9 protein-coding genes are annotated in these 13564 nt (G+C 49.0%); 4 read left to right on the top strand and 5 right to left on the bottom strand.

The features are described 5' to 3' along the window. Positions 1-2: 2 nt before the first annotated feature. The 4 genes from AC1XTG_RS07310 to cobA all read right to left on the bottom strand — a co-directional run bounded on the left by AC1XTG_RS07310 (position 3) and on the right by cobA (position 7216). A complete protein-coding gene (locus AC1XTG_RS07310; RefSeq protein WP_484841492.1) occupies positions 3-3536 on the bottom strand; it encodes a molybdopterin-dependent oxidoreductase in 3534 nt (1177 codons plus the stop codon). Positions 3537-3720: 184 nt separating this feature from the next. Further along, on the bottom strand, positions 3721-5034 hold the full coding sequence (locus tag AC1XTG_RS07305) for a NarK family nitrate/nitrite MFS transporter (protein ID WP_056280650.1): 1314 nt from the start codon (positions 5032-5034) through the stop codon (positions 3721-3723). A 39-nt stretch (positions 5035-5073) separates the two neighbouring features. Further along, positions 5074-6432, bottom strand: a complete 1359-nt coding sequence (locus AC1XTG_RS07300) for an alginate export family protein (protein ID WP_484841491.1) — start codon at positions 6430-6432, stop codon at positions 5074-5076. 25 nt (positions 6433-6457) lie between these two features. After that, positions 6458-7216, bottom strand: a complete 759-nt coding sequence (gene cobA / locus AC1XTG_RS07295) for a uroporphyrinogen-III C-methyltransferase (RefSeq protein ID WP_056280642.1) — start codon at positions 7214-7216, stop codon at positions 6458-6460. Between the two features lie 277 nt (positions 7217-7493). Here cobA and nirB point away from each other — a divergent pair, with 277 nt between their 5' ends. From nirB to AC1XTG_RS07275, 4 genes are all read left to right on the top strand, one after another. Continuing rightward, complete coding sequence (nirB, locus tag AC1XTG_RS07290) at positions 7494-10010, top strand: nitrite reductase large subunit NirB (RefSeq protein ID WP_484841490.1); 2517 nt, start codon at positions 7494-7496, stop codon at positions 10008-10010. Between the two features lie 186 nt (positions 10011-10196). Further along, positions 10197-10550, top strand: coding sequence for a nitrite reductase small subunit NirD (gene nirD / locus AC1XTG_RS07285; RefSeq protein WP_484841489.1), 354 nt, complete (start codon positions 10197-10199; stop codon positions 10548-10550). A gap of 4 nt (positions 10551-10554) precedes the next feature. Further along, complete coding sequence (locus AC1XTG_RS07280) at positions 10555-11982, top strand: ATP-binding protein (RefSeq protein ID WP_484841488.1); 1428 nt, start codon at positions 10555-10557, stop codon at positions 11980-11982. A 24-nt stretch (positions 11983-12006) separates the two neighbouring features. Then, complete coding sequence (locus AC1XTG_RS07275; protein WP_484841487.1) at positions 12007-12678, top strand: response regulator transcription factor; 672 nt, start codon at positions 12007-12009, stop codon at positions 12676-12678. A gap of 12 nt (positions 12679-12690) precedes the next feature. Here the strand turns inward: AC1XTG_RS07275 and AC1XTG_RS07270 are convergent, their stop codons facing one another. After that, a complete protein-coding gene (locus AC1XTG_RS07270) occupies positions 12691-13425 on the bottom strand; it encodes a LytR/AlgR family response regulator transcription factor (protein ID WP_484841486.1) in 735 nt (244 codons plus the stop codon). Positions 13426-13564 lie beyond the last annotated feature (139 nt).

Here is a 13564-nt window from a genome sequence, read left to right as displayed (position 1 = left end):
GATCATTCCTGCGCAACAACCAGCGAGCGTTCCATTACCCTTTCGAGGATAGCACGCACTTCGGGCCGGCACGAGCCGCAGCCGGTACCAGCACCGGTCTTTTTACATAAATCCTGAAAATCGTCACAGCCATTTACAATCGCATTTTCAAGGTTTCCTTCACCTACATTGTTGCAGGAACAAACCACTTTTCCTACCAGCGGATCGGCCGGCTTGCTCGCCCTGAGCAACTGCAAACGCTTTTCCGAAAGCTCGGTACCACTTGCGATCAGGTCTCGGAACTCGGCAAATTCATTTTTATCCCCGATCATGATCGCGCCTACCAGCTTGTCACGGTACACAATGCATTTCTTGTAATACCTTTTGGATTGATCCGTAAATACAATTTGCTCATAAGCGGGATCATTTGGCGGCACTTCCGTGAGCCCGATGCTGCACAAATGCAAGCCTTCCATTTTCAGGATATTCATCGAAATACTTCCTTTGTAAGGCTGCGTAATATCTCCTGCCAGGAAACCGGCAATTACCCCGGCCTGTTCTTCGGCAGCCAATGTGATCCCCCACATTCTTCCGTTCCATTCCGCAATTTCACCGGCGGCATAAATGTCCGCATCGGAAGTTTGCATATAATCAGTTACGACCACCCCACGCTTGCATTCCAGGCCGGCTTCCTGAGCGAGCTCGATATTGGGCACAGTTCCCATTGTCATCACCACCACCTGACAGTCCAGCTTTCGTCCCGATTTCAGCCGGATACCTTCTACTTTTTCAGTGCCAGAAAATGTGGCTACTTCATCATTAAAAAACACTTCAACTCCCCTGTCAAGCAACTCCTGATAGAGCAGCTCACTTGCAAGTGAATCGAGTTGGCGCTCCATAAAACGGCCGCTACGCTGGATTACGGTCACTTTTACATTCATTTCGCGAAAAGAAGCAGCCAGTTCCAAACCCAGAATACCTCCGCCAACAATCACCGCGTGCGGCTCCGGCTGTGTTAAAAACGGCAGCAAAGCATCTGCGTCCGGGCGCGATCGCATATTAAAAATACCGCGCAGCTTGGGCACACTTTTCGGCATAAAAGCGCGACTGCCGGTTCCAAGGATCAATTTATCGTAAGTATGTTCCTGCCCTTTATCATCAATAATCGTCTTGTTTTTACGATCAATATGAACAATGCCGGTTCCTTTGTGGACAACAATGCGCTGACAGTCAAATTCATCCTCACGCAACCTGACCAGCTGTTCCCACTGCTGCGCGCCGCTGATGTAGTCGGGCAACATGACCCGGTTATAAAATGGATTAATTTCCTTTGAAAAAACATGGATTTCATCTTCCTGATTCAACTTTCGGTACGCATTGATAAAGCCCAGCCCGGCGGAACCTGCTCCAATAATGATAATCTTTTCAACAGGTTTTTGGTATAATGAGACCTCAACCGCCGAGAATTTAAAATCCGGCTCTTTCGATTTTGGATCTACCAATGCATTGGTCAGGTTATTGGCCCTGACTGCATTACTTCCTAAAATCTTCCCCCAATGCATGGGCAGAAAACAAAGTCCGGGTCGCACATCGCCGGTCAGCTGCGCTTTCACGCGCACCTCTCCTCTCCTGCCTTTCACGATTACCAGTTGTCCCTCCGCGATATTCCTCAGTGTCGCGTCTGCCGGGTTTATTTGTAAAAATGGCTGGGGAATGTGCTTGTTAAGCCGCGCTACCTTCCCCGTTTTAGTCAATGTATGCCACTGGTCGCGGATCCGGCCGGTGGTCAATATCAATGGAAAATCCGCATCAATGGGTTCTGATGCATTTTCATCGTCTACCGCGTGGATCTGAGCTCTTTTGTTTGGAGTATAGAATTGATGATCACTAAAAAGCCGCTGCTGGCCCGCAGTTATATTACTTTCCTGCGTTTGCAATGAAAACGGCCACTGTACACTTCTGTTTTTTTGTAAAAAATCGTGGCTTACCCCGGTCACGTCGATATGCGTCCCGGCTGTGATTTTCACGTATTCATCGTAAACCTCAGCTGCATTGGCATAGTTGAAAGAACTGCCAAAACCCATTTTTTCAGCAAAGCGCCAAATAATCTCAGCATCAGGCAAAGCTTCGCCCGGCGAGTCGACCACCTTGGGTAAGTGGGTAATGCGCCTTTCGGCATTCGTCATTGTGCCTTCTTTTTCAAGCCAGGCCGAAGCGGGCAAAACCACATCCGCAAACTGCACGGTATCTGCACGATTGGATACATCCTGAACCACCACAAACCGCGCCTTTTTCAATGCGCTCTCCACCGCATGCATATCCGGCATACTCACAAGCGGATTGGTATTGATAATCCAGATCGCTTTGAGCTTGTCATTTTCCAGCGCCTCAAACATTTCGGTCGCGGTCAACCCCGGTTTGGCACCTATCTGTACCGGAGTTTGCCAGAAATCTTCCAGTTCCTGCCGGTGAGCTGCGTTGGTAACTTCCCGGTGGCCGGGCAAAATGTTCGCCAAACCGCCTGTCTCCCGTCCGCCCATTGCATTCGGCTGACCAGTAAGTGAAAATGGTCCATTGCCCGCCTTCCCGATTCGGCCGGTTATCAAATGCAGGTTGATCAGAGAAAGGTTTTTATTTACCCCGATGACAGATTGGTTCAGCCCCATTGTCCAGAAAGAGAGAAACCCTTGAGACTCTCCGATCCATTTGGCTGCGAGTGCAATATCTTCCGTAGCTACCCCGCATAACTCGGCAGATTCGGCGAGCGTGCGCTGTATTACCTTCTGGCGGTAAGCTTCATAACCATCGGTATGGTTTGTTATAAAATCATCATCGGTATAGCCATTTTCGATCAGCAACCTTCCTATTGCGTGATTTAAAACAATGTCGGTGCCCGGTATGATTTGCAAATGCAGGTCCGAAGAGCGGGCTGTATCCGTTTTCCGGGGATCGACACAAATGAGCCTTACACCAGGATTTGCCGCTTTGTGCGCCTCCACGCGCCGCCAGATAATCGGGTGGCACCAGGCCGGGTTTGCGCCGGTGACGTACATGACATCCGCCGCTTCAATATCATCGTAGCAAACAGGAACACTATCTTCCCCGAGTGACATTTTATAACCCACTACCGCCGAACTCATGCAAAGCCTCGAGTTAGTATCAATGTTATTGGATCCGATAAAACCTTTGATCAGCTTGTTGACCAGATAATATTCTTCTGTCAAGCATTGACCCGAAACATAAAAAGCGACGGAATCCGGACCGAATTTCTTGATAAATGTTTTGAAAACAGCCGCAGTCCGCTCCAATGCATTGTCCCAGCTCACGCGCTGCATAGGCATTGAACGGTTCATCCGCATTTGCGGGTAAAGCAGCCTGTCCGACTGGTCCATTACCGTATAATGCAGGTTCATTCCCTTCGAGCAGAGCATACCTTTATTGGAAGGGTGCGTTTTGTCACCTTCCAGGCTCAGCCGTCCATTACTCTCTTTGGTGACCACCACCCCGCAGCCAACGCCACAGTAACAGCAGGTGGATTTGAAGGATGTTAGTTTCAATTTTGAATGATTGAATGACCGGGTCGCCGGTGCGGTGAATGAATGAATTAGTGAGTTAGCGAAATGCAAATCATCAAGCTAGCTACTGCGGAGCAGAAATGCCCCTGTGAAACGGAAAATCAGCATTTTGCAAACGCAGCGCAGCGAGCGCCAGGCCAATCGCCCCAATCCATTTCCGTCGGCTTCAGCCAACGGAAGAGGGGGATGGAGATAGGCTTTCTGATATGATGGATTCTGTTTTTTCAAAATTGACCAGCGCGACTACTGCGGCCACACAGGCGATAGCGCCGCCGATGTACATGAATGCATCCGAGTAGGAAATAGAACTGGATTTGAAAAGAAAACCTGCAAGCACCGCCCCTACATTACCACCAGCACCCACGATCCCGCTCACTGCCCCCATCGCTCTCCGGTTGATAAACGGAACAATCGCATAGGTAGCTCCATTGGCCATTTTGAGAAACATCGCGAAGCCGAGCATGGTAATTACTGCTACGGTCAGACTGTTACTCTGGGCAAAAAGCGCAATCCCGATGCCTTCGAGACACAACAATGCAGCTAGCAACCTGCCTTTTCCAAGCATTCCGTACTTGTTCCCAACCTTATCAGCCACAATCCCGCCGATAGCGCGGGCGAAAATGTTCATAAAACCGAAAGCACCTGCGAGCAGCCCGGCAGTAGCCAGCGACGCGTCGAAGTTTTCGGAGAAATAAAGTGCAGCTACATTGTCGAAGGTGATCTCAATTCCAAAACAGGCACCGTACGCAAGAAAAAGCGCCCAGGTGCGCGGGTCTTTCGCTGCTTTTGCCAAAGTACCTTTTACTTTCACAGCCTTGGTATCCGTTACATTCAGATCCTCGAAATTTCCCGCAGGAGTATCTTTTGTAAAGAAGTAGTAAACGAATGCAAAAATGAAAAGAGCCGCGCCGGGAATGATCATCGCCACGCGCCAGGCAGATTCAGGCAGGTAACCCAGACTTATAAAAAAACCGAAAACAAGCGGCATTGCCATATTGGTGATACCACCGCCTAGATTCCCCCAGCCTCCGGCCACCGCATTGGCAGTACCTACTATCTTCTTGTCAAACATCACCGAAGTATGGTATTGCGTGATCACAAACGACGCGCCGATCACCCCGATAGCCAGCCTGAAAAGCAAAAACGATTCATAAGAATGCACCAGCCCGACTGTCATCACGGGAATGGAGCAGATGCCCATCAAAGCCGCATAGGTTTTTCGCGGCCCCCACGAATCACACAATTTCCCGATCAGAATGCGGGCAACTACTGTCGCGGCTACTGATGCGATGATGATGTTTCCGATTTCTTCTTTACTTAAACCCAGGTCTTTTTTGATAATCGGCATCAAAGGTGCGAGACCGAACCAACCGAAAAAGCAGAGAAAAAACGCCATCCAGGTCAGGTGAAAAGTACGCATTTGTACACCCTTGAAACTAAATACATTCAGCTTCTCGAGCGGTTTCTGAGTTGTTTCCATCGTAATAAGAGTTGAAAGGTGAAGATTTGACTTGGGGAATTATTTGATAAACTCCGGTTTGATATTGATCATCAGATAAGCCCAGTTGGCCATGTTCTGAGGATTGGGAATGTTCTTGACAACCGCCAAACTGCTGCTCGGCAAAAAAGTGCAGTAACCCGCCTGAAAGCTGATCGCATTGGTCAGGCTGTAAGTGGCAATCACATCCAGCTCGCTCCCGAAGTTGGCCGACAGCTTCTGGTTCTCTGCATTCCGAATAGGCGCTGCGCTTGAAAACTGGTGCAAATCAGCCTGTATCAGCCACTTTTTTGCAGGTTTGATAAGGGTATTAATGTAAAAATCTTTGAGTCCGCCCCGGCCAAATCCATTGGCTGCATAGAAGTAATCCATTTGTCCCCAAAACTTATGCGGCGTTCCGTAAAGCGGGTCGAATGTGTGGTTTTTGGCTGATCCTGCCTGACTGCCGGAGGTATAATCAAAGCCCGGGCCCACTGCAAAACGGCTGTTTGCATTGTACAAGCCGCGTACCGAATAAAGCCATGCGTCGAGCGACAGCCCATCTTTGTCTTTCCCTGTCTGGTAATGCGCGCTTGCGGTTAGATTCCAGTATTTACCCAACTTGGTCTCAAAATACGGTCCGATTGTAATGCGGTTCCAGGTACCGTTTCTCAGCTCTTTCTTTCCGGTAGAATCCTTTGAATATTTCTGAAAATCGTCTTTAAAAATCAGGAATGAAGCTTTTCCATTCTTTGTCTTTTTACCAAAATATACAAACTGCATTGACTTATACATCGTCCCGATTGCATTGGTACCGGCCGGATAACCCACCGGAACACCATCGTACAAAGTGCCGCTTTTAACCTCACGGTTTTGGTTATACGCAACCCCGATGTGCGCTGTCCAATTCTTGTTTTCATATTTGAGCAAAACCGCATCGTGGCGCCTGGCTTGCTGCAGCCAGTCGAGATTACCGAGCAGCCGGCTGTCGTCGTACAGCAATTCCTGCCGCCCAATCTTGATCGCCAGCATTTTACCCGCATTTGCCTGCCCGGTATCCAGCAAGCTAATCTGTGCCCAGGCTTCGTGGAGCATTAATCCGTTTGCAGCCTGATTGGTAATGCGGTTATTGGTAGAAGCATCCTGTCCCCAGACCCGCACATCCTGAACTGCGGTGAAAAATTGCATGCGGTACCCCGTATAACCTGCATTCAGGCGCGTGCGCTGGGATGTAAAGAAAGCGGCTTTGTCGTTTTTGGACAATGGACTTCCCTGTCCGTGCAGCAGCTCGGTGCGCGTACGGAACTGGCCCGATAATGTGAACTGTGCATTCGCATTGGCGCATATCAGTAAACCGCAGGCTGATAATCCTGCAATGAATAGGAATAAAGTTCTTTTCATCCCGGTGAAAGGTTGGAGGTGGTTGTTAACAGGATATCCCGGCGTGTTGCAGGTATTCGTATGCATAAGAGGGGTGTAGCGCGACTACTTCACCCATCATCATAATCGCGGGCGTGCCTATTCCGTGCTCGCGCACCAGCTCAGGCATTTCCCAAACCTGCCCGATTACACTTTTTTCATCTGGCCGGGTACCATTCTGGATTACCGCCATTGGTAAGTGTCCACGACCGAAATGTTTATACAGCTCACAGATCTCATTCAGTTTGTTCAATCCCATTAAAACCACCACCGTCGCTTTCGATTGTACTGCCAGGCGCAGGTCGTCGGACAAAGTCCCGTCCTGTGTAGTTCCCGTAATCACCCAGAAGCTCTCGCTCACGCCCCGGCGGGTTACCGGTATTTCCATGGAAGCAGGTACCGCAATGCTGCTGGACACACCTGGGATCACTTCGACCGCAATTCCGTAGTCACGTGCATACTGCATTTCTTCGTGGCCACGACCGAACACAAATGGGTCGCCACCTTTTAAACGAACAACGTGACCTTTCTTTCGGGCGAGACGAACGATCAAACCGTTGATCTCATCCTGGGTGAACGATGTTTCTCCCACTTTTTTGCCTACGTAAATTTTCATGGCGTGTGCTGGCGCAAAATCGAGCAGCGTATTGCAGGCGAGCTCGTCATACAATACTACATCTGCCTTTTCAAGTGCTCTGACCCCTTTTAGGGTGATCAGCTCTCCGTCGCCCGGACCGGCTCCTACCAATGTGAGTTTTGCTTCCATTTTCGCTGGTATCATAGAAGTGAATATTAAAAATGTACTATACGTAGTAGTTACTAATCATAGTTATTGGCGCATCAAAATTAGGAGCTACATTTTACAAAACAAGCATTTGACCAAAATTTATATTTACAAATAACTATAATTGCAAATATAAAATTAGGAAAATGACTATTAGCCATTTATTTTTGGAGGCACTTATACCAGTACACTCTAGAAAAGAATTGAAATAGTACAACAAAATACTTATTGGTTCACAAATTAATAGTTACTATTTACTATGAAACAAGAATTAGAGATCAGAATTGTAGTAATCGGCAACGGGATGGTTGGTTTTAAGTTTTGTGAAAAACTGTTGTCGAAGCGGAAAGAAGGGCAGAATATTGCGCTCACAGTATTCGGAGAAGAGCCTCGCGTTGCCTACGATCGCGTACATTTAAGTGAATTTTTCGCAGGTAAGTCTGCCGATGACCTTACCCTCGCCAAAGAAGAATGGTATACTGACAATGGAATTATACTGTATCTGTCCGACCCGGTAGTGGATATCGACAGAGATAGTAAGCTCGTGCGTTCACACCATGGACATGTAGTGCATTATGACTACCTGGTTATGGCGACCGGCTCCGGCGCATTTGTACCCACTATTCCGGGGGTTGAGAAAGATGGCGTTTTTGTGTACCGTACCATTGAAGATCTTGAACTGATCCAGACTTATGCACGCAAGGCAAAAAGAGGGGCGGTGATCGGTGGCGGGTTACTGGGACTGGAAGCTGCGAAAGCGCTGCTCGACCTTGGTTTGCAGGAAGCCCACGTAGTTGAATTTGCATCGCGGCTTATGCCCAGACAGATTGATGAAGCCGGCTCGCGAATGTTGCAGAACCAGCTAGAATCGCTTGGGTTACATATACATTTATCGAAAAATACGCAGGAGATCAAAGGCGGGGATTGCATTGAGGGAATGCAATTTGCTGACCAGTCTTTCCTGGAAGTTGATATGCTGGTAATTTCCGCCGGTATCAGACCGCGTGACGAACTGGCGAAAATAGCAGGATTGGACACACACCCGAGAGGCGGGATTGTGGTGAACAACCAACTGCAAACTTCCGATCCATTCATTTTTGCAATCGGCGAATGTGCGCTGGCCCACCACATGATTTACGGATTGATCGCGCCGGGATATGAAATGGCCGATGTGGTTGCGACGCAGATTACAGGCGGCGAAAAAGAATTTCTTCCCTTTGATATGTCGACGAAGCTAAAACTCATTGGTACCGACGTCGCGAGTTTCGGGGATCCATTTATAGAAGAGCCGGCTTGTACGACTGTCCGTTACGAAAACAAGGCGAAAGGCATTTACAAGCGGATTAATGTAAGTCTAGACGGGAAGTCACTGCTCGGAGGGATCCTCGTTGGTGATGCAGAGCAATACAATATGCTTTTGCAAACCTGTAAAAACAAAACAATACTACCTCCCGATTCCGAAGATCTGATACTAGGCTCGCGTGGCGGCGAAGAAGCAGGTGCAGGCGTGATGAGCTTTCCCGACGATGCATTGATCTGCTCCTGCGAAGCTGTGACGAAAGGGATGATTTGTCAGGAAGTGAATGAAAAAGGCCACCAGCATATAGAAGCAATCAAAAAGTCCTGCAAAGCGGGTACTGGCTGTGGCGGCTGCGTTCCGATGGTCAAGGATATTATCGCAGGCACATTGAAGCAAAATGGCGTTTACATCCGGAATGTAGTTTGCGAGCATTTTGATTATTCAAGACAAGAGTTGCTTGATCTTGTCAAGATGAATGGGCTAAAAACCTACAATACCGTTTTGGATACCTTCGGAAAAGGCGATGGTTGCGAAACCTGCAAGCCGCTGGTCGCTTCCCTGCTCGCTAGTTTATGGAATGAAAATATCCTTCAAAAAGACCGCGCGCCTATCCAGGATTCGAACGACCGCTTTTTAGCCAACATTCAAAAAGGAGGAACTTACTCGGTTGTACCGCGGATTCCAGGCGGTGAGATAACACCGGAGAAACTGATCGTGATCGGCCAGGTAGCTCAGAAATACGGCATGTATACCAAAATCACCGGCGGCCAGCGCATTGATATGTTCGGCGCGCACTTGGGCGACCTGCCGCTGATCTGGGAAGAGCTGATCGGGGCAGGTTTTGAGAGCGGCCACGCTTACGGGAAGTCGCTGCGAACTGTAAAAAGCTGTGTGGGTTCAACCTGGTGCCGGTTTGGAGTTCAGGATTCTGTGAGTTTCGCCATTGAAGTAGAAAACCGCTACAAAGGGCTACGCTCGCCGCATAAGCTTAAATCCGCAGTCTCGGGCTGCATCCGGGAATGTGCCGAGGCGCAGAGTAAAGATTTTGGGATCATAGCGACTGAAAAAGGCTGGAATTTGTACGTATGCGGCAATGGAGGATCAAAACCGCAGCACGCACAGCTGCTCGCGACCGATGTAGACAAAGAAACCTGCCTGCGCCTGATCGATCGCTTTTTGATGTTTTATATCAAAACCGCCGACCCGCTCACCCGCACCGCAACCTGGCTCAACAAAATGGAAGGCGGAATGTCATACCTCAAAGCAGTGGTCGTAGACGACGTACTCGGCATCGCAGCTGAACTTGAAAACGAACTCCAGCAACTGATCGACGTGTATCAATGCGAATGGAAAGAAGTAGTAGAAAGCCCCGAACTACGGAAACGTTTTTCCCACTTTGTTAACACCCCCGCAAAAGATCCTTCTGTGCAGTTCGAAGAAATGAGGGAGCAGAAAAGAGCGAAGGAGTGGGCATGAAAAACGGCTGTCGGCTGTCGGCTGTCGGCTGTCGGCTGTCGGCTGTCGGCTGTCGGCTGTTAGTAATCAGCAGTCTGCTCTAAGAGTTCCTTTAGTTGAAACAGTAGCTAGTCAAAACAATCAAAAACAAAGAAATAAGCCGAAAGCCGATAGCTGATGGCCGAAAGCTTTTAAACTCTTTTCCCCATGAACACCCAAACAAACATCGAAACCCAAGTAACCTGGCATTTCGCTTGTCAGGTGAGTGATATCCCTGAGGATGGCGGCGGTTGTGCGCTGATTGACGGGAAACAAATCGCTATATTTAATTTCGCAAGAAGAGGCGAATGGTATGCAACCGACAATGAATGTCCGCACCGGCAGCAAATGGCCGTGGCGCGCGGGATGATCGGGAGCCAGGATGGTGAACCGAAAGTGGCTTGTCCTTTTCACAAAAAAACCTTTTCATTGCAAACCGGGCATTGCCTCAATGACGATGCTTATCAAATCAAAACCTTTCCGGTGATGGTGAAAGAAAACCTGGTATATATCGGAATATGAGCAAATGGATAGACTCGACAAACGGGTAGCAGGTAGTCTGACAAGGTTTTATGTGGTCGCATTATGCGTAGTGGCATTACTGACGCTCAGCGGCTTATTCCTGATCAGGAAAACGATCAGTAACCTCAACCACGACAGTCGGGTAGTGAATGTGGCGGGGCGCCAGCGGATGTTAAGCCAGCGCCTGACGAAGCTTGCATTGCTCAAAATCAGCGGTACAGCGCACAGGGACTCGGCCCGCTTTTCGGAACTGCTGGATCTCTGGAAAACAAGTCACGAAAATCTTGCAAACAGGAGACTGGCCGTCGAGGACGGGTTTGTAACCTGGAAAAGTCCGGTACTGGATCAGATGTTCACCGAGCTCGAACCGGTATTCGACGAAATGTACACGCAGTTTCTAATCATTGAGCGTGATACCTCGGCCCAGGCCAGCCAGCAGGGATTACAAACCATTTTAGAGAATGAACCCCGCTTTCTTGCCAAAATGGACAAGATCGTTTTCCAGTTTGACCGCGAAAGTTTCGAGCGGCTGGAAAACCTGGAAAGGATAGAATGGATCCTGGATATCATGACCATTCTGGTACTGCTGGCTGAGGGATTGCTGATTTTCAGGCCGGTGGTAAATACAACCCGGCGCGTTGTAAGAATGCTGACCGAGTCTGAGAATGCATTGCAGCTTTCTAACCAAAAACTGAAACAAGCCAATTTGCAGCTCCTGGAAGCACAGAATGAGTTGTTGCGCGTCGAAGAAGAGAAGTACCAGATGAAACTGGCAGAAAACCAGATCAGAGCGGCTTCGCTGATTGAGGGACAGGAAGAAGAGCGAAAACGGTTCGCACTGGAACTGCACGACGGGATTGGGCAAATGCTGACCGGGCTCAAATTGCATGCTGAAAAACTCAAATCGGTGCAGTTTCATGATGAAAAACACAAGCGGCAGTTCGAAAAGCTTGTGGCGCTCGTGCAGGACATTATCCAGACTACGCGACAGGTATCTTTCAATCTGATGCCTTCGGTACTGAATGATTTCGGACTTGCTGCCGCATTGAAATTGCTTTGTGACCAGACAGCCGAAATTGCCGGTGTGCGGGTTGACTTTGAAGGAGATACCAGTTCAAGAATCGCTATAAGCGGCATTATGGAAACGAGCCTGTACCGGATCGCACAGGAAGCACTTAACAATGCGATCAAGCACGCCGGGGCTGATCGCATTAAGATTAAATTGGAACAGAGCAGTAATCGTATTATTTTGGAGATCGCCGACGATGGGAAGGGTTTTGAAATGGATCAGCTGAAAACAGAAGGCGGGTTTTCGACTTCCGGCAATGGAATGGAAAATATCCGCACGAGGAGCCAGCTGCTCAATGCCAGAATGAATATCTCCTCCAAAATCGACGGTGGCACCAGGCTCGTCCTGGAAGTCGAACTATGAACTGTCACTCCTTTTTAAAGCAGAATGCGTATACGGATTTTGGTTGTCGACGACCACTCGGTTGTCAGGCAGGGAATTATCACCCTGCTCGAAGATGAAGAAGACCTGCTGATCGCGGGCGAAGCAGCCGACGGTGACGAAGTGTGGGATATGGTGGAAAAAGTGAATCCGGACGTGATTTTGCTTGACCTGACCATGCCGCGCGTACCCGGCCTGGACGTAATCAAACAGATCGTACCCGCATTCCCGAATGTTAAAATACTGGTTTTCAGCATGCACAACAATGCAGATTATATTGTAGCATCTGCATTAAGCGGCGCATCGGGCTACCTGCAAAAAGACGCGAGCCGCGACGAAATGCTTCTGGCGATCCGCGCCATTGCAAAAGGTGAGCTGTATTTTCCACCTTATGCCTCTTCCATTATCATCAAAAAACTGATGAAACAGTTGCTCGTGGCACCCGAACCCGCCCCGGTGCAGGAAGAGCTGGAAGGCAAATCGGTATGGAGCCTGCTCACCCCGCGCGAGCAGCAGATCCTGGAATGCCTCATTGAGGGAATGAGCAGCAAGGATATAGCCGAAAAATTCGAGATCAGCTCCAATACGGTGGCCAACCAACGCGCCAGCATTATGAAGAAAACGAATGTAAAAAACACGGCAGAACTGGTCAGCCTCGCGCTTAAAAAGTCGAGCTGAGGTGTTTGCCGCTCATTTCGTTTTTACTACTAACAATTGAGCCAGCAATTCCTTCCGGTTTGAAGCGGGTACCGGTATCACAATTTTCCCGCCTGACATGAACAGATGATTCTGTTCCAGCCTTTCCAGCTGATCCAGATTAACCAGTAACGATCGCGAGACCCGGTAGAAATTCGAACTTGTAAAATAGCCCGCCAAATGGCTCAAATTCGCGCTGATGTGAAATGGAGACTCTTTTCCGGCCAGGTACACTTTCACGTAAGATCCATCGGCTTTCAGGTACACGACATCTTCACAATTGACCTTCTGATACCCTTTGTCAACAGGCAAATAAATGCAACCCGGGGTTCCGGGCAGTGCTTCCATTCCTGCTGGAGACTTTCTATGATTATGGTGCGCCAGTTCGATCTGAAAACCAAGCTCCTCCCTGCTAAAAGGCGGAAGTAAGTATGCTGCGGGGGATGTTTCCTTCGCGGCCTGAAATGTAGGATACGCACGATCTCCGGCAAGGAATACTACCGGCAGGTCGTGTGTTTTCATTACTTCCTGCGCAACCTGAATGCCCTTTCTTTCTGCGGAGGTCACTTCAATGACGAGCAAATCCGGTTTGAAGGTTTGTATCGCGCGTACAACCGGGTTGAGCCCGGTCCTTGACGCGAAGATCGTATTTCCCGAATGTTCCATCAACTTTCTGAACGCAGCAGCGGTAGTTACCTCATTCACCGCTACAAGGATCCGTAAATGCATCTGCTTTGCTTTTTTCTGCCGAAGTGGAGTCTCCTGCCTCACTTAATACCAATGCAGACAGGCAGAGTAACACTTCGGAGTTCACATATCAACATTCTCACAAGAAAATCGGGCGGATACGCAAGGAAAAAGCCCGTCT

It is taken from the genome of Dyadobacter sp. HNCC25DJ183 (assembly GCF_056895175.1).
Note: the sequence above shows the minus strand (reverse complement) of the source record. Positions and strands in the feature narration are given on the sequence as shown.

Coding starts and splice junctions, on each gene's coding strand:
- AC1XTG_RS07305 (WP_056280650.1), bottom strand. CDS start 5,034: ATGGAAACAACTCAGAAACCGCTCGAGAAGCTGAATGTATTTAGTTTC.
- AC1XTG_RS07300 (WP_484841491.1), bottom strand. CDS start 6,432: ATGAAAAGAACTTTATTCCTATTCATTGCAGGATTATCAGCCTGCGGT.
- cobA (WP_056280642.1), bottom strand. CDS start 7,216: ATGGAAGCAAAACTCACATTGGTAGGAGCCGGTCCGGGCGACGGAGAG.
- nirB (WP_484841490.1), top strand. CDS start 7,494: ATGAAACAAGAATTAGAGATCAGAATTGTAGTAATCGGCAACGGGATG.
- nirD (WP_484841489.1), top strand. CDS start 10,197: ATGAACACCCAAACAAACATCGAAACCCAAGTAACCTGGCATTTCGCT.
- AC1XTG_RS07280 (WP_484841488.1), top strand. CDS start 10,555: ATGGATAGACTCGACAAACGGGTAGCAGGTAGTCTGACAAGGTTTTAT.
- AC1XTG_RS07275 (WP_484841487.1), top strand. CDS start 12,007: ATGCGTATACGGATTTTGGTTGTCGACGACCACTCGGTTGTCAGGCAG.
- AC1XTG_RS07270 (WP_484841486.1), bottom strand. CDS start 13,425: ATGCATTTACGGATCCTTGTAGCGGTGAATGAGGTAACTACCGCTGCT.